This window comes from Cupriavidus necator N-1 (assembly GCF_000219215.1).
Lineage (GTDB): Bacteria > Pseudomonadota > Gammaproteobacteria > Burkholderiales > Burkholderiaceae > Cupriavidus > Cupriavidus necator.
In genome coordinates this window covers 1,513,052-1,528,300 of the sequence record NC_015723.1, presented here as the reverse complement: position 1 = coordinate 1,528,300, position 15,249 = coordinate 1,513,052, and the positions used below count along the sequence as shown (strand labels likewise).

General features: G+C 61.0%; 17 protein-coding genes and 1 pseudogene. 10 read left to right on the top strand and 8 right to left on the bottom strand.

The features are described 5' to 3' along the window. Window positions 1–152: 152 nt before the first annotated feature. The 3 genes from CNE_RS25030 to CNE_RS25020 are packed head-to-tail and all read left to right on the top strand — an operon-like array spanning window position 153 to window position 2,477. The gene (locus CNE_RS25030; protein WP_013953085.1) at window positions 153–1,136 is read left to right on the top strand and encodes a Bug family tripartite tricarboxylate transporter substrate binding protein; all 984 of its coding nucleotides are present in this window, start codon (window positions 153–155) and stop codon (window positions 1,134–1,136) included. Further along, window positions 1,129–1,995 (top strand): PhzF family phenazine biosynthesis protein, encoded by an 867-nt coding sequence (locus CNE_RS25025; protein WP_041228647.1) that lies wholly within the window; start codon window positions 1,129–1,131, stop codon window positions 1,993–1,995. The genes CNE_RS25030 and CNE_RS25025 overlap by 8 nt, the downstream gene beginning before the upstream one ends. After that, complete coding sequence (locus CNE_RS25020) at window positions 1,992–2,477, top strand: RidA family protein (protein WP_013953083.1); 486 nt, start codon at window positions 1,992–1,994, stop codon at window positions 2,475–2,477. Before CNE_RS25025 ends, CNE_RS25020 begins: the two co-directional genes overlap by 4 nt. Window positions 2,478–2,494: 17 nt before the next feature. On the opposite strand, the gene CNE_RS25015 is transcribed toward CNE_RS25020, so the two are convergent. Further along, window positions 2,495–3,265, bottom strand: coding sequence for a helix-turn-helix transcriptional regulator (locus tag CNE_RS25015; RefSeq protein ID WP_013953082.1), 771 nt, complete (start codon window positions 3,263–3,265; stop codon window positions 2,495–2,497). 175 nt (window positions 3,266–3,440) lie between these two features. Further along, window positions 3,441–3,782, bottom strand: a complete 342-nt coding sequence (locus CNE_RS25010) for a YciI family protein (RefSeq protein WP_193351069.1) — start codon at window positions 3,780–3,782, stop codon at window positions 3,441–3,443. 216 nt (window positions 3,783–3,998) lie between these two features. On the opposite strand from CNE_RS25010, the pseudogene CNE_RS43310 reads away from it, so the two are divergent. The 6 genes and pseudogenes from CNE_RS43310 to CNE_RS24985 all read left to right on the top strand — a co-directional run. After that, a pseudogene (locus CNE_RS43310) lies at window positions 3,999–4,139 on the top strand (integrase); the annotation flags it as partial. Between the two features lie 143 nt (window positions 4,140–4,282). After that, window positions 4,283–5,482: a hypothetical protein gene (locus CNE_RS25005; protein ID WP_228772344.1), complete on the top strand. Its 1,200-nt coding sequence runs from the start codon at window positions 4,283–4,285 to the stop codon at window positions 5,480–5,482. A 16-nt stretch (window positions 5,483–5,498) separates the two neighbouring features. After that, window positions 5,499–5,792, top strand: coding sequence for a lysozyme family protein (locus CNE_RS25000; RefSeq protein WP_013953078.1), 294 nt, complete (start codon window positions 5,499–5,501; stop codon window positions 5,790–5,792). Between the two features lie 186 nt (window positions 5,793–5,978). Continuing rightward, the gene (locus CNE_RS24995; RefSeq protein WP_013953077.1) at window positions 5,979–6,233 is read left to right on the top strand and encodes a hypothetical protein; all 255 of its coding nucleotides are present in this window, start codon (window positions 5,979–5,981) and stop codon (window positions 6,231–6,233) included. A gap of 64 nt (window positions 6,234–6,297) precedes the next feature. Beyond that, on the top strand, window positions 6,298–6,885 hold the full coding sequence (locus tag CNE_RS24990; RefSeq protein WP_041228885.1) for a hypothetical protein: 588 nt from the start codon (window positions 6,298–6,300) through the stop codon (window positions 6,883–6,885). A gap of 247 nt (window positions 6,886–7,132) precedes the next feature. Next, window positions 7,133–7,354, top strand: a complete 222-nt coding sequence (locus CNE_RS24985) for a hypothetical protein (RefSeq protein WP_013953075.1) — start codon at window positions 7,133–7,135, stop codon at window positions 7,352–7,354. 120 nt (window positions 7,355–7,474) lie between these two features. Here CNE_RS24985 and CNE_RS41570 read toward each other — a convergent pair whose 3' ends face one another. From CNE_RS41570 to CNE_RS39455, 5 genes are all read right to left on the bottom strand, one after another. After that, a complete protein-coding gene (locus tag CNE_RS41570; protein ID WP_013953074.1) occupies window positions 7,475–7,648 on the bottom strand; it encodes a hypothetical protein in 174 nt (57 codons plus the stop codon). Between the two features lie 8 nt (window positions 7,649–7,656). Further along, on the bottom strand, window positions 7,657–7,926 hold the full coding sequence (locus tag CNE_RS24980; protein WP_013953073.1) for a hypothetical protein: 270 nt from the start codon (window positions 7,924–7,926) through the stop codon (window positions 7,657–7,659). Window positions 7,927–7,959: 33 nt separating this feature from the next. Continuing rightward, entirely contained in the window at window positions 7,960–8,271 is a 312-nt protein-coding gene (locus tag CNE_RS41100) for a hypothetical protein (protein WP_148271662.1), read from the bottom strand. A 221-nt stretch (window positions 8,272–8,492) separates the two neighbouring features. After that, entirely contained in the window at window positions 8,493–9,437 is a 945-nt protein-coding gene (locus CNE_RS24975; RefSeq protein WP_013953070.1) for a histone deacetylase family protein, read from the bottom strand. Window positions 9,438–9,868: 431 nt separating this feature from the next. Next, entirely contained in the window at window positions 9,869–10,375 is a 507-nt protein-coding gene (locus CNE_RS39455; RefSeq protein WP_371827403.1) for a cupin domain-containing protein, read from the bottom strand. Window positions 10,376–10,708: 333 nt separating this feature from the next. Between CNE_RS39455 and CNE_RS24965 the strand changes: the two genes are divergently transcribed. After that, window positions 10,709–12,523 (top strand): L-lactate permease, encoded by a 1,815-nt coding sequence (locus CNE_RS24965; protein ID WP_041228645.1) that lies wholly within the window; start codon window positions 10,709–10,711, stop codon window positions 12,521–12,523. A 415-nt stretch (window positions 12,524–12,938) separates the two neighbouring features. On the opposite strand, the gene CNE_RS24960 is transcribed toward CNE_RS24965, so the two are convergent. Then, window positions 12,939–13,730, bottom strand: coding sequence for a transcriptional regulator (locus tag CNE_RS24960; protein ID WP_238553092.1), 792 nt, complete (start codon window positions 13,728–13,730; stop codon window positions 12,939–12,941). Window positions 13,731–15,249: the final 1,519 nt, after the last annotated feature.

The window sequence follows — 15,249 nt, the reverse complement described above, 5'->3', positions numbered from 1 at the left end:
GTGCGCCGATTGAACGCTACTGGCCGGCAACCGCCGGTCGTCATTCCAAGCCCCCGGCGCATGCGCATTTCGGATGGCTGAACGTCGCATTCCGGTTCGTAGCCCGCCCGACACGTTCGTAGACTCCATGCATTCCAACAAGCGGAGTGCACATGTCCATCCTGTCCATTTCAACGCGCAAGGCCCGCTGCGCAGTGCTGGCGGCCGCGGCCGCAGCAAGTTGCGTCGCCGCGTATGCGGAAACCTGGCCATCAAAGCCGATCACCGTGGTCGTGCCATTTCCGGCTGGCGGCGGTACCGATCTGGTGGTTCGCTCCATCCAGCCGCTGTTGCAGCGTGAGCTCGGCCGCCCCGTCGTGATCGACAATCGCAGCGGCGCAGGCGGCACGCTTGGGTCTGCCTATGTCGCGCGGGCTGCGGCCGATGGATATACGGCCGGGGTGGTCACGACGAGCACGCACGCGGTAAGCGTCGCCCTGTATCCAAAGTTGACGTACAACCCGGCGAAGGACTTCGCCTATGCCGGATTCATTGGCACGTCGCCCTATATGCGGGCCGTCAACAACACCTTGCAGGTGGCGGATGCCAGGGCGCTTGTCAGCAGACTGAAGGCCGACAAGGCGCAGCACAGCTTCGGTTCGGTTGGTGTCGGCACCGTGTCGCACCTGATGGGCGAGCAGTTTCAGAAGCTCGTCGCCGTGCCGATGGTTCACGTCCCGTATCGCGGTGCGGCGCCGGCGTACACTGATCTGATTGGTGGACAGGTGCAAATCATGTTCGACAATCCGGTGGGACTGGCGCCATACATCAAGGCACACAAGATTGCCGCCATTGCCGTGACCGCTCCGACACCGCTGCTGCCCGATGTACCGACGTTCGCCAGCCAAGGCGTGCCAGGCTTCCAGCAGCAACTGTGGTACGGCATCGCCTTTCCGAAGGGAACGCCCGCTGCGATTGTCGATCGCTTCAATGCAGCACTGAACAAGGTGCTCTCTGACAATGCGGTCGTGGCCGATCTATCGAGCAAAGGTGTGGCGGCGCGCCCCGGTACACCCGCCGCACTGCAGGCCGCGGTTCAAGCAGACATCCCGTACTGGGGCAAGATTGCCAGTTCCGTGGGAGCTACAGGTGAGTAATGTCAGTCTGATCCGGGTCTTTGTACGCGATGGGCGAGGCGGCAATCCGGTGCCGCTGGTCTCCGATGCCCGTGGCATGAGCGCGGCGGTAATGCGAAGGGTTGCTGCCGCATATGGGCACGAGTCCGCCTTTGTATTGCCGAGTGATATCGGTTGCGACTGGCGTTTCCGATTCTTCGTTCCGCAGCACGAGATGGAGATGTGCGGCCATGCCACCGTGGGCACGCTGTGGGCGTTGCGCCAATGGGGCCGCTGGACGACCCCGGCGGTGCGCATCGAGACGCTGAGTGGCATCGTGCTGGCGTATTGGGACGATGCGCAGCAATCCGTTTGGGTCTCGCAGCCGGCGGTGCGTACCCAGGCGCTGGACGCCGGGGCATCGGGCCGAGTGGGGGCGCAACTTGGTCTTCCGGCCGGTACGTATGGGGCCACCAATGCCGCGACGAGTCGCGTCAAGACGCTCATCGCCTTGCCTTCCGTGGCGGTGCTCGATAGCTTGCAACCGGACTTCTCGACGATGGAGTCGCTCTGCGCATCGATCGGCTCGACCGGGCTCTATCCCTATGCATTTGGCGTATCGAAAGCGGACGGCCGACCCGTGATCCATGCGCGGCAATTTCCAAAGTCGTCCGGCTATCCCGAGGATGCCGCCACCGGCATAGCGGCGGCTGCCTTATGGGGCTTTCTGAACCAGGCGGGTGAACTGGCTGGCCCTGACGGAAAGGTGTCTTCCATCGCGGTCTGGCAAGGCGATGCTATGGGCAGCCCCTCGGAAATTCTCGTGGCGCCGTGCCATACGGATTCGGGCGAGCCTGATGGATGCTGGCTCAGCGGCAGTGTGACTTGGAGCGATGCGTGACGGACAGCTTCCCCGAGGCGCGGCTTGCCGCAGCCGGATTCACGTTGCCCGAAGTGTCAAGTCCACGTGGCAGCTATGCGCCGTATTGCGCGATCCAGGTCGGCACATCGCAATGGGTGTCGATTGCTGGTCAGGTATGCCGGCGGAACGGCGTGGCCATGGCCGGCCAATGCCGGAGCGACGATGATCTGGAACTCGCCCGCCATGCCGCCGAAGTATCGGTGCTGAATGCACTGGCCATACTGCGGCTGGCTTGCGATGGCGAGTTGTCGCGCGTGATCCAGATCGTTCGCTTGCGTGGCTTCATCCGCGCGGCACCGGACTTTACACGACATGCGGCAGTGCTCGATGCGGCCTCGGCGGTTATGCGCGCAGCATTCCCCGGTCAGCCGCTGCCGGCACGCAGCGCGCTTGGCGTGGCGAGCTTACCGGACCGGGCTTGGACGGAGATTGAGGTCGACGCCATTGTGATGACGGCCTGAAGGCGTCGGCCGCTAGGCTACGACGGCGCCGGCACCTCGCGCAGCAGCCGGTGCAGATGGCCGCTGGAGGCAAAGCCAAGATCCATGCTGACGCAGGCGGCGGACCGGCCTCCTGCAATCAGCTTGCGTGCGTGCTCGGCCAGAATACGACGCCGTACCGTCACGGGCGTCGCGCCGAACTCGATCTGACAGGCGCGCTGCAAATGACGGATCGAGATGCCCAGTTCGCCGGCCACGGTATCGATCGATGGCAAGGGCATGTCGCGTTCGAGCGCCGCATGGAAGCGCTGGACCATGCGCAGTGCGACGGACGCCGGCTCTTCGGGCATCGCCAGCGGCCGGCTCGTCATGATCTGCGCCACGATGGCGCGCACGAGCCAGGACGCGCTGTTGTATGAGATCGTAGGCGCGAGCAGCGCCTCAAGCATCGCGATCGTCGCGGCGTCCAGGTGCATGGCGCCGAACCGTAGGCACACGGGCAGGCGATCGGGCGGCAGATAGAGTTCCCCGTGCTGCTGAAGGCCGTGCTCGGATGCCGTCAGGTGCGACGTCGACGCATGCAGCAATACAGCGGTACCGCGCACCAGCGAAGCGGCATGCAGTGCGTCTGGCTCGCCGGACGAATCGTTCCAAACCGTCCTGAGCCTGCCCATGCGCGGCCACAACAGCATGCCGCAGTCGTGGACGTGCCATGCTCGGCGAAAAGCAGGCTGTCGGCTGTCATGCAGGGCGAATCCATGCTCGGCGGTCAGGTGAAGCTTGGGAGACAGGTGAGGATCGTTGGTCATCGCAGGCGTTCCGGCAGTCACAGGCGGAATGCCACCGATAATACGCCGTTCCGTGGACTGGGGGCAGCGGAGTGGGGGCAGCGGAGCGCTAAATCGGCGGAGCCGCGCACGCGGCGATAAAGAAAGTAGATGCGGGAGAGCGATCTTCGATCGCAGTGGGTACGGGCCCTGCCCGTCAGCTCTCGGGGTCATACCCAAACTCGCGGAGTTCCTGCGAGCAGCGGCAAGCTTTGGCGATCTTCGCAGCCCACAGGATGGCGGCTTCGCGCGACGGGAGCTGCAGGACACAGAAGCCGCCGTCGAACTCCTTCGTCTGGGGATAGGTTTCGTTTGTGACCGTGCCGTCTGAGGCGACCATGAGTGGTGCGACATCCTCGTTGATACCACCACTGAACACGTACACGCCTGCAGCCTTCGCCTCGCGTATGACCTCGCGCGCAGCTTCGCCCACGGCGGCAAAGTCCTCGGCGGGGACTTCCATCGCTTTTCCAGGAAAGGAGATAAGGTATTTCGTCATTTCGGTCCTTCGGTTGAGGTCGGTGCTGTTTGTGAGGCCTAACCTGTTATGAGGCGATGTGTAACGCGCCCTAATACGGATGATGCGCTCTAACACGTGCAGATTCCGAGCATGTAGCCGTTGATCCTGCATAGTCTTGCTCTCATTGGCTGTACTTTCATCCAGCATTAAGTTTGCCGTTCTAGCGCTGCCGTTACAACTGGCTAGCGGCTGTGTGATCTCCGCACGGTGCAGGAGCTGCTGGGCCATGCAGACGTGGACACGACGACGATCTACACTCACGTGATGCGGATGGGCGGCTTGGCGGTGTGCAGCCCGCTGGACCGACTGCTATCGGGGCGCGAGGCGGCTATGTGATTGACCGCTTCTGGCCGGCGTCTGTCGGACGCCCACCGCGAAGCTGCGGCCGTCTCTGACAGCCCCGCTTCTCGGGCGTCTCGTGCGGCCATCATGCACACAAATGCCGCTAACACCGGTAATAATTACCAAGGAACCACTGTATGGGTAACGTGGTAGCCGATGGCGTAGGAGGTACGATGGGGATGCGGCTGGCAATCTGGCTTGTAGTCGTGGCCGTTTTGTGGTCCGGGGCGGTAGTCGCCGCCAGCTTCGGCAGCAAGGGCGGGCCCGATCCCGCGAACATCGACCATATTACCGACCTTCTTCGCGAGGATCCCTACGATCTGGAGTTGCTGATCAGCTTCGGCACTTCCAAGGGCGGATCGGCCGGCCATATCGCCCTTGCGATTCGAGACGAAGTACCTGGTGACGATCTGGTCTACTCAGCCAATTTCTATGCCGACCGCGCACGCAGGCACGCAACAGGTTTCTACACGAATGATCTGATGGTGGCCATTCCGAAGAAGGAGTACCTGTACAAGACGGTCTCTTCTGTCGCGCAGACTGCTTCGTTTGGCCTCGACTTTGGCGAGATCTACAAGCGCTCGATCATCGGCGTGCGCGTCTACGGCGTACCGGCGAGCGACAAGGCGGCCCTTGCGGCGTACTTCAAACGCATCAATTACGACTATCACCGACGGGCCAGGAACACCGAGTATCACAGGGGCGAGATCAAGTACGATTACTTGCGCCTCAACTGCGCCAAGACCATCGGGGCCGCATTCAAGTTTGGTGCCAACTACAGGGACCTCGATGTCACCAGTGCCAGGGTTCTCTCCGGGCGCCGCGTGGTGGCGGCCGCCACGGCCAACGTTCCCACCGAAATGGCGATGAAGCTCATCGAGGAGTGGGGCAAGCGCGGGTATGGCATGGATGTGGTGCTGTACAAGAAATATGGTGGCTCGTCCTATGTCGATCCTCACGAGGACGAAAAGGTGGCGTTCAAGGACTTGCCCAATCGTTTCCCATCGGTCTTGTCCCTGGACTTCCGCAGGGAAGAGGGGGCGTATCAGGACTTCGACAACCTGTTCGCGATGTACCTCCTCTATAACCTGGGCAAGTACAGCGTGCGTGTTAACGAACGTACGTTGCTGCTGGAGATCGAGAAGGAAAAGGACCCGATGACCTACCAGGAGGCGGCCAGACTTGCTAACCGGAGCGCCAGGTCAGACAGCGAGAATTTCCGCCGCCACCTTGAGTTTCGCCCGCGCGGTACACGGATCGGGGAAACGCCGGACAACACGCACCTCTACAATTTCACTGACGACAGCGCCATGAAGATTCAGCCCAACAAGGATTGAGGAACTGAAGCCGCATGTGGATCTGCTGATGACCAGGTACTTTCCCGATGCGCATTTCTCGGATGAGCACCGCGCGTTGTTCGCCTTCGCCAGTTACAACGCGGGCCTTTCCAACATTGCGAAGATGCGCGCCGAGGCGGCTGCGCGCGGGCTGGATCCTGCCCACCCTCCAAACCGGCATCAAAGCAACTGGGCCCCTGTCCTAGTTCGACGCTTAGCGGTCCCCACCTATCGGCAACCGCTCGGCTTCGAGGTCTGCGCGGCAGACTTCGACGTGAACAGCAAGCTGACAAGGCGCAGAGTCCAATAGGATGGTCATTCTTCCAGCCATACGTAGAAGAAATTTTTCTTATCTCATCGTCCGAAAAGATTCAGTTCTGTTGCGACCATGGCTGACGCTACAGTTCGGAACAAGACGCAAGTCGGGGGCCTGGCTGCCGCGCTCAGTCCCCATGCGCAGAATGCGACTGCCGGCACCGTTTTGGGGAGGTGAGTCATGTCTATTCTCTTGCTTGGAAACCTCGACGCCAAAACCACCGATGAGGAAATCGGCGCCTTCCTGCTGAAGTACGGATTCCCGGAATATACCAGCATCGAATACATGGAAGGCGACGGTACCAGGCCTGCCGTGCGGCTGACCTTCGATACGCTCGACGATGACACGCTGGACAAGCTGCGGGGGCGTATCCACGACATGTTCTGGAAAGGTCACAAGATCTCCGCCCTCGTGATGAGAGAGCGCTTCAACTGAAGCGAGGGGCGGCATGGGACATCGCGAATGGGCGCAATGCAAGTCTGATCAGAGGGGATACAGCATGAAACGAACGACACTTCTGGCTGCGGCGGTGATGGTGGCGGCTACCGCTTCTGCGTGGGCGCAACCCGAAACCCGCGTGGATGTCACGCAGTCAGCCGGACAGGCGACCGCGACCGGTACGGCAAAGCTCACCGCCAAGATCGTCAAGATCGATGTGCCGACGCGAACGGTCTCGCTGAAATCCGCCGACGGCAGGACCACGGATCTCGTCGTGGGACCGGAGGCGAGGAACTTCGAGCAACTTAAAGTCGGCGATACCGTCACGATCGAGTACAAAGAAGCTCTGACCATGAGCCTCAAGAAGGGTAGCGGGCCGCTTGCAATGCGTGAGCGCGAAATCTCAGATCGTGCAGCGCCGGGAGCGAAGCCGGGCGGCACAATTGGCCGGGAAGTGACCGTCACGGCGGACGTCGTCGCGGTCAACACCAGCACCAAGACCGTCACCCTGAAGGGGCCGAAAGGACGCACCGTGGACCTCCTGGTCGAGGATCCGGAACGTATCAAGGGCATTAAGAAGGGCGACCGGGTCGAAGCAGTCTATACCGAGGCCGTTGCTGTATCCGTGCAGCCGGGCGCAGGCAAGTAGCGGCACAGGATCATCACAGGACAGGCCAAGCCCGCCGACCATGCGGGCCCCTTTCCTAGTGTCCGCGGTCGGCGCGCGGACAATGCCGTGTCGCCATGGTGAACCGCCCCCCGCGTCCTTGACTCGCCGTGTCCCGTCAGCATGTCTCGTTGACTTTTAACCGTCAGCAGTGTCGGCTTGCGCACAGACCGCGTGCCGCACGCGCCGCAAACTACTTCGAATCTGTCCAACCCGCCAGGAGGCACAGATGAAACAGGTATCACTGACCATTCCAGAAATTGGATTGATTGCCGGAACACGGGCGGCAGGCGCTGCGGGCCTCGCACTGTTGCTCAGCGACCGAATGAATCCGGAACAACGCCGCGCCGTCGGCTGGACGCTGCTCGCTGTAGGGGTCATCACCACAGTGCCGTTGGTTGCGCAAGTGCTTGGGAAACTTCAGCCATACAAGAGCCCCGACGAGAAGTGAAATAATGGTGCGAGGTCCAGAGCCCAAAATTGACGGGCTCGACGACCGACCGGTCCTGGCCGGTCGTCCCGTCGGATGCACGCTGGGAACCTGCGATCGTCCCTGACCCACTGCTGCCGTTCAGACCGGGGCAGTCGCAATGGCGCCTTCAAGCAGCACTTTCAGAAAGAAGCCGACATTCGAATGTCGGCCTGAGAGCGCAGTCGAGTGGCCGTAGTTGGCCGGTTGCGCATGAACAGGGCCGCGCCAGAAAGCGGCCGCACGAATACGTAGCATCGTTTCGTCGGCCAGCATCGGCCGCGCTAGTACTTGATGTCCCGTTTTTCCTGGCGGCCCTCCTGCTTCGTGTCGCGCTTGTCTTGCCGGCACTGGGAGTTGCTCTTCTGGTTTGCAGCCCGGCAGTCGACCTTGCCCGCGCGCGCTTCCTGTTTGGCAGCCTGGTTTGCGTCCCTGCCTTGTTGGCGCTGTTGCGACTGGTTGGTGGCCAGGGCAGCCCCCGATAGCGCCAGGAGTCCGGCTGCGGCCAGCATTGCGCCCGTCCGCCTCCAAAGTCCATTTCTTGATTCGACCATTTTCACCTCCTCCGTGCTGGGTAGAAACGGCGGTCAGTTGTCGCACAACGCCGCCTTCGCATGCTCGTAGAGAGCCAGGCTGAAGAAGCCTCCTCCGACAAAAGAAAGCATCCCTTGCCCGCAGCCGATGATGGCACGAATGAGTGTCGCCGAGAACAAATTCCCATGCGCAAGCCGTTCCTCAAAGGGTGGCAATGGTTCGTGAGTGGCCGACGATCCCACGTCAGTTGCGGCGCGCGTCAAGCGTCCGCTGTTTGGCCATACCTGACGTTTGAGCGTCCGCGCGGTCTTCTGCGGGGATGTCGCTTGATGGCCGGCAAGAAACGGCCGATGGGAGAAGGGCACCTGGAAATCTTCAGTTCCTGATGCAGCGCTGGAGGTACCCCAAAGGTCTCCTAGGATGGATTCTTGTTGAGTTCACGTAGCGCGACCGCCTGGATCGTCGGAGCCGCGAGGGCGCCTGCGAGCGTGCGTGCAACGCTGGACAGTGTCATGAAGAGTTCCGGGGCAACCATCATGCGCGACGACGTATTATCGGCGCTGAACGCGGTCGCACCGCTGTCTCTTCACCCGGCATCGAGCTGCATCAGAGCGCTGACATGAGCCATTGCACTCGTAGCCAATGCGTCAAGACTATAGCCTCCTTCCAGGATCGATACGATGCGGCCGTCGCACGTCTCGTCGGCAATCTGCATCAGTTCCTTGGTGATCCAATGGAAGTCGCTGTCTTCCAGGTTCATGCCAGCGAGGGGATCCAGGCGGTGCGCGTCGAATCCCGCGGAGACAATGAGGATCTCGGGGGCGAATGCCCTTAGCGAGGGAAGCACAAGGGCGGAAATCGCGGCACGGAACTGCGCCGGCTCACAGCCGCGAGGCAACGGAACGTTGACAATATTGTGGTTCACCCCTGTCTCGGACCGGGCTCCAGTACCGGGATAGAAAGGCGACTGGTGGCTGGATGCATAGAACAGCTCCGGGCGGTCGAAGAATGCTGCCTGCGTTCCATTGCCGTGATGCACATCGAAATCGACCACAGCGACGCGCTCGAGTTTGTGGACCTCATAGGCGTAGGCTGCCGCGATCGCCGCCTGGTTGAAAATGCAAAAGCCCATCGCCTTCGCCGGTTCAGCGTGATGGCCGCACGGCCGCGTCGCACAGAACACGTTACGCGCCTGGCCGTCCATCACCGCATCGACACCCGCGCAAGCAGCGCCGACGCAGCGCATGACGGCTTCCCACGAGCCCGGAGACATGATCGTATCGCCCGCGTCCAGCGGCACGTATCCCTGGGTGGGGGCGCTTTGCGCGATCTCGTCGATGTAGTGCAAATCGTGGATCAATTGCAACTGCTCGACGGTGCCCATTGGCGCATCGCGCCATTCCAGCGAAGCGAACTCCGGCGTTCGCAACGCCTGCACGACGGCTCTAAGGCGTTCGGGCGACTCCGGATGGTGCGGCCCGGGGCGGTGTTCGAGACACGCGGTATGGGTATAAATAATCGTAGTTGTCATGTTCGGCTGTACTCGGTTTCAACCGGCGACGATTCCCTGAATCGCACACCGGTGGCCTACGTCGATCGTCACGGCAATCCCACCAGATATGTAATATATCAGGAGTGCGCGAACACCAACTGTCCAGCCTTTTTGAAGAGTCGCAGCGCCAGCCCGGCACGGCCGTGCGTTTTGTGCGTGGTAGTTAACTTCTTGATGGGTGGCCCCATCGGGCGGTGGCGCTGGCCGGAAGCGGCAGAGTCCTGCTCAGGGGGCGGTTGAAGCCGCGATGGCCCGCTCCAGGTCCAGCCGGTTAAGGGCCGCCGCCGTTTGTGCCCGGCGCCTTGGCCGGGGCTTGATCTTGTCGCATTCGGTCTTCGGCGGGCTCTTCCCGCCGAACGTTCCTGAACCGCCGTTCATCCGCCCCCCAACCGCTCATACCCATGTCGGACTCACGGATGCGGATGAATGGGATCGACCCAATAGACTTCTTCCGGTGGCTCGGCGGGTTTGATATCCAGGTTAATGACAATTGGATCTTGACCGCTGCGGACCACCACACAACTGAGAACCTCAGTTTTGCTTGCATTGATCTCTTGATGAGGTACGAATGGCGGCACGTAGATGAAATCGCCAGGCCCTGCCTCTGCGACAAACTCCAGATTTACACCCCATCGCATACGTGCCCGGCCGCTCACAACGTATATGACGCTTTCCAATTCGCCATGATGGTGAGCTCCCGTTTTGGCATTGGCATCAATGGTGACCGTGCCTGCCCAAAGTTTGCTAGCCCCCGCCCGCGCATGTGTGATTGCGGCCGCTCTCGTCATGCCAGGCGTTTGAGGTGTATTGAGATCGAGTTGGGAGCCAGGAATGATCTTGACTCCGTGATCGCGCCAATTTGGCTTTGACTCAGAACCCATTTCATCGCTCCAGCCCAAGTGAAGTGGTGTTGGCATGGAAGCTGCCAGTTCTACAGACTCCGGCCAGCCACCGATTACTGAGAAATGCTCCTGATCAATTCAAGTTTAGGTGGCTAGCCCAGCACGTCAACTGACAGCGCCGGTCGCTGCATGACTCGCAGTCCATTACGCTGTTGCCGCGCGGTCGTGACATCGGGCCACGATCCAGGAACACCTTCAGGTTTGCTGGCTGGTGCACGCGGCGGTAGAATTTTTGCGGACCCCGCTGCTCTTCGCCGGCCTAAGAACAACTCGCGTGCCGGATACTAATCCGCCCACTGAATGTGCAGCATCCGATTCATTTGAACGGGGTAACCGATGAGGGAAACCATGTACCAGCAGACATACAATCCGCTCGGGAACGTGTTTCTTTCCACCGTGGTGGCAGCGATCCCGATCCTTGTGCTCTTGTACTTCATAGCCCTGCATCGGCACCGCGATTCGCAAGGCAACGTACACCTCGGCATTTCCGCGCCTTATGCGGCGCTCTATGGCGTCATCGCGGCTTTCCTGGTCTCCTGCATCGTCTTCAGGATGCCGCTTGCCTCGGCGGCGTCAGCCTTTGCGCTCGGGTCGCTGTCCGGCTTCCTGGGCATCATCTGGATCGTCCTGGCTGCGATGTTCCTGTACACGATGACCGTGGTGACGGGCAAGTTCGAGATTGTGAAGGAGTCCATCATCCATATCTCGTTCGATCGGCGGCTGCAGTGCGTGCTGATCGCGTTTTCATTCGGGGCGATCATCGAGGGAACTTCGGGCTTCGGGACGCCGGTGGCGATCGCGGGTGCGGTGATGGTGGGCCTGGGATTCAAGCCCTTCCAGTCCGCTGTCCTGAATCTTCTGGCCAATACCGCGCCGGTCGCATGGGGAGCGATTGGCACGCCGATCGTCACGCTGGCAGCGGTGAGCGGCCTGGACCAGGTCACACTGTCCGCAATGGCCGGCCGCCAACTGCCCTTTGTCTCGGTCCTGGTCCCGTTCTGGCTTGTTGCCACGTTCGTGAAGATGGAAGGCGGTACCTGGAAGGAAGCATTCGAGGTGTGGCCGGCGGCGCTGTGCGCGGGGGCATCGTTCGCCGTCATGCAGTGGTTCGCGTCAGGGACCAACGAGTTCCACCTGATGACGGATGTGGTCTCCGGCGTGTTCTCGGTCATCTGCACCGCGCTGTTTCTTCGCTTTGCATGGCATCCGAAGACACGCTTCCTGCTCAGGGCCGAGCGCGAGGCGCTGGCTGCGGCCGGCAAGGCCAGCGCGACAGCCACGGTCGACAGTACCGAGTGGAAGTACTCGTACACGACCCGGGAGACAGTCTACGCATGGCTGCCCTGGGTGATCCTGATCCTTTGCTGCGCCATCTGGGGCATACCGGAGTTTAAGAAGTATTTGAACAACCTGTTCTCCTCGATCACGTTTTCCACTACCCTGCTTGGCTCACCATTCTCAGGGACGCTCTCGCTGCCGGTCTGGGACATGCCCGCCCTGCACAACTTGGTGCAACGGATGCCCCCGGTGGTGCCAGCCAATGCCAAGCCGGAGGTGGCAAGGTTCACCATCAACTGGCTCTCGGCCGCTGGGACCGGCGTATTCGTGGCCGCGATCGTGTCCGGCCTGGTTCTCAGGCTGAGCGCGGCGCAATGGAAGGCGGCTTTCGCCCAGACCCTCCAGCGCATGGAGATTCCAGTCCTGGTGATTGCGCAAGTCCTTGGACTCGGCTTCCTGACGCGGTACGCCGGTACTGACGCGGTGCTCGGCCTCGCGTTCACCGGGGCCGGCTTCCTGTATCCCTTCTTTGCCGCCTACCTGGGCTGGCTCGGCGTCTTCCTGACGGGCTCCGACACTGCCTCCAATGCCCTGTTCGGTAGCCTGCAGCGAATCACTGCCGAACAACTCAATTTGAATCCGATCCTGATCGTCGCCACGAACTCGACCGGTGGCGTGATGGGAAAAATGATCGACGCGCAGTCCATCATGGTGGCCTGCGCAGCATGCTATGACGAGCCAGAGGAGAGATCGCATGCGCTGGGACCGATCTTCCGCACGATTTTCTGGCACTCAATCGCCGGAGCCGCGGTTATCGGCCTGATAGCGCTTCTGCAAGCTTACGTCTTCCCGGGGATTATTCCGATACCACCGGTCGGAAAATGAAGCATGAAGAGGAGCTTCGACACAGACCAGACGGCGTCCGTTGATCGGGCCACTCATTGTGGGAGAACAGCACTTCGTATATGTTGGCTGGCAGCTTCACCCATCGAAGCTGCCAGCCAACTACCAACCGGCGAACGTCTTGGAAGGCCGATGAAGCGACTTGCATCGCTGGCCAAAAGTCCGTTAGCTTGCCTGGAGCCGACGTTTCAACTACCGAGTGATCGCGCGGATCTACGACGCTTGATGGCCGGCAACCGCCGTTGCCCTTCGGCCAGGCTTGGCTAGCAACGGATGCCGGCAGCACGTCAGACCAGGACGAGCGTGAGACCAGCGTTGCCGGGGCCCAAGACAGGGCACGATAACGGGCTCTTTTATCGCGACTCGTGATGGCGGATTCCCTTAGCATACACCCATACTAGGCGAAGGATTCACGAATCCCCGCCTGAGCGTGTTCGCTGCTGGGAAACACTGGCCGAGCACCTTCCTCCGTATGGCGACCAGCCGCGTCGGCAGGAAGCTGGCTCCTCCGGTACGGATCGGGCAAGACCTCCAACTGCGCCCACGGGGCGTTGTCGACGGGATCGAGATCGAGGCAGTGTTTGAAGTCGCTCGCTGCCAGGCGCGTGCCTAGAAGCTTGCCAAACGCATCGAGCTGGACCTGCGAGATCAGTCCTGCGCTGCCGCCGAGCGCTGGGCAGATGATCCACGTCGTGCCGTCCCCGGCGAAGATGCGCAAGCGCCTGACTTGGTCGGCCGGCTGGATTGCGTGCTCTTCGCTGGCGAGCCCGCCTAGCGAGAAGGCTTCGAGGTATTCGTCGGTATGGCGATGGCCCAGACAAACGACCACCTTCGGGCGCCAGCGGGCGCAGGTCTTCGCGAGAAACCGGAAGCGTTCGCCATGCCGGCACAGATCCTCGTAGCGCGTCTGTGGGACGAGTTCAGGCTGGCCTCGGAACGCTTTGGACCAAGGCGTTCGTCCATCGAGTTGGGCGGGCAGGGGAAACAGGCTGAGCCTGAACTCGGCGCCCCCAGGCGCGTAGAGATGGCGCCAGTAGTATTGTTCCCAGTCGTTGTCCGCGAGCCGAACGCGCAGTGCTTCAGCCCGCGCGGCGGCCATGATGCGGGCGATGTACTGATGGCCAAGCCACTTGCCCATGTTTTCCCGCTGCTGGTGGCGGAACTCGGCGTCCCAGGCGGGCGGCGCCACACGCGGCTGCAGCGGCGCGACAAGGGGCTCCAACCACGCGCGCGGGCTTCTGTCGCATATCCAGACGGGAGCTCTTGGGTTGCCTCCTTCCATCCCCACGTACGATGCAAAATAACGATCCAGTTCCTGACGCGTGAATACCCCTGAATGCTGCATATTATCCCTTGCTGCCTGGTGGGACCCCCATACATCCAATGCCGCAGCATGCCGCCGCCTCTGGGGCGTGCGTGCCACTGTGGTCGTTTAAAAACTCTTTCTGCAGGCGGAGTACGAACGGGATCAGTGCGCCCTCGCGGGCGGCATCCTTGTGCCGATGGGATCTCGGTATAATGGCCCGCCCGCTGCCATGTCACCGGTAATTGCTAGTCGTTCCTTAATACCGGCGATGTCTTGGCACCTGCGTAACCGCAGGGCCAGGCCAGTACCCGCATGCCGCGCTGCCAGAAAATGCAGCCACGTCGCTTTCGATGACGAAAAGCAATGTCGACTGAATAAAAAAATGCCAGCCGGCCCTTTGGTGGGGTCCAGGCTATATCCGTTCTTATGTGATTGTTGTCACTGACGCAAACCGATACTACTTTTGTATCGCCTGAGCATTACCCGCATATCGATAGCGCGCCAAGGAGGCAAAATCAAAATCTCTCGAAACGCGCAACCATGCGGTATTCCAGCCCGGCCGCATTCTTATCCCCGATTCCTGCAATTGAGGTCAATTTAACCAAACCTGCCGGAAATAGGAATTCCAATCTTTTAAGGTCTGACATAAGTGGCTTTGCTGCGCTGCGATATTTCTGGGCTTATCCCCTTTCAATCCCCTCTATGGAGGGGATTGAAAGGGGGGGCGCCTGAAGTTCGTGCGCTCCGCGTTCAGTGCAAGCGTGGCACATTCGCGGTGAGTCGGCGTACTCGACGACGTTCCATTTGCTATGAAAATTCTTCAGGTCATTTGACCTAATACTTTTTTATTAACTGTTTAGCGCGCCGTACCCCGCTCCAGTGGGGATTGATAGCATTTTTAGGCCACTGGATACCGCTGCCCGCAGTGTCTGTAGGAGCCTCCGAAAAACTACTCTCCATAGTCGGCAATCCCTTGTCCATCAAGGCTTTGCGAGAGTCCAGAAGTCCCGAGGAGAGAGCGCAACGCGATTAATGCCGTGCGCTCCGACATTATCCTGAGCGCCAGCGGTGGGACGTGCGCCCCTCGTCCATAGAGCTGATTTGCCATTCCAATTCCGCCAGCTAGATTGACCTCATCGTTGGCGCTCGCCAAAGCCATCGAATTTACGTGCCTAAGAGCCGGGAAAAGGGGGGCATCCCATGAAACGCATCCATATGAGCTGTTCGGGCCCAAGGCACGTCAACAACAACCAGGCCACCGATTGGGGAGGCCTCGCCATCAACCTCGCCTGCATCAAGTAGGCACGTTGGATGGCGGCGCGCGCCTGGGCCGGGGGGGAGGCGCGCGCTTGAGCGGCGGCAGGACACATTGTCCTGCCGCCTTTCTGTTCCGCCATGGAAC

What these genes read in the sequence shown, in the direction of transcription:
- CNE_RS25030 (WP_013953085.1), top strand. Translation starts at nt 153, where the DNA reads ATGTCCATCCTGTCCATTTCAACGCGCAAGGCCCGCTGCGCAGTGCTG.
- CNE_RS25015 (WP_013953082.1), bottom strand. Translation starts at nt 3,265, where the DNA reads ATGACCAACGATCCTCACCTGTCTCCCAAGCTTCACCTGACCGCCGAG.
- CNE_RS25010 (WP_193351069.1), bottom strand. Translation starts at nt 3,782, where the DNA reads ATGACGAAATACCTTATCTCCTTTCCTGGAAAAGCGATGGAAGTCCCC.
- CNE_RS25005 (WP_228772344.1), top strand. Translation starts at nt 4,283, where the DNA reads ATGGGTAACGTGGTAGCCGATGGCGTAGGAGGTACGATGGGGATGCGG.
- CNE_RS24995 (WP_013953077.1), top strand. Translation starts at nt 5,979, where the DNA reads ATGTCTATTCTCTTGCTTGGAAACCTCGACGCCAAAACCACCGATGAG.
- CNE_RS24990 (WP_041228885.1), top strand. Translation starts at nt 6,298, where the DNA reads ATGAAACGAACGACACTTCTGGCTGCGGCGGTGATGGTGGCGGCTACC.
- CNE_RS24985 (WP_013953075.1), top strand. Translation starts at nt 7,133, where the DNA reads ATGAAACAGGTATCACTGACCATTCCAGAAATTGGATTGATTGCCGGA.
- CNE_RS41570 (WP_013953074.1), bottom strand. Translation starts at nt 7,648, where the DNA reads ATGCTGGCCGACGAAACGATGCTACGTATTCGTGCGGCCGCTTTCTGG.
- CNE_RS24980 (WP_013953073.1), bottom strand. Translation starts at nt 7,926, where the DNA reads ATGGTCGAATCAAGAAATGGACTTTGGAGGCGGACGGGCGCAATGCTG.
- CNE_RS24975 (WP_013953070.1), bottom strand. Translation starts at nt 9,437, where the DNA reads ATGACAACTACGATTATTTATACCCATACCGCGTGTCTCGAACACCGC.
- CNE_RS39455 (WP_371827403.1), bottom strand. Translation starts at nt 10,375, where the DNA reads ATGCCAACACCACTTCACTTGGGCTGGAGCGATGAAATGGGTTCTGAG.
- CNE_RS24965 (WP_041228645.1), top strand. Translation starts at nt 10,709, where the DNA reads ATGTACCAGCAGACATACAATCCGCTCGGGAACGTGTTTCTTTCCACC.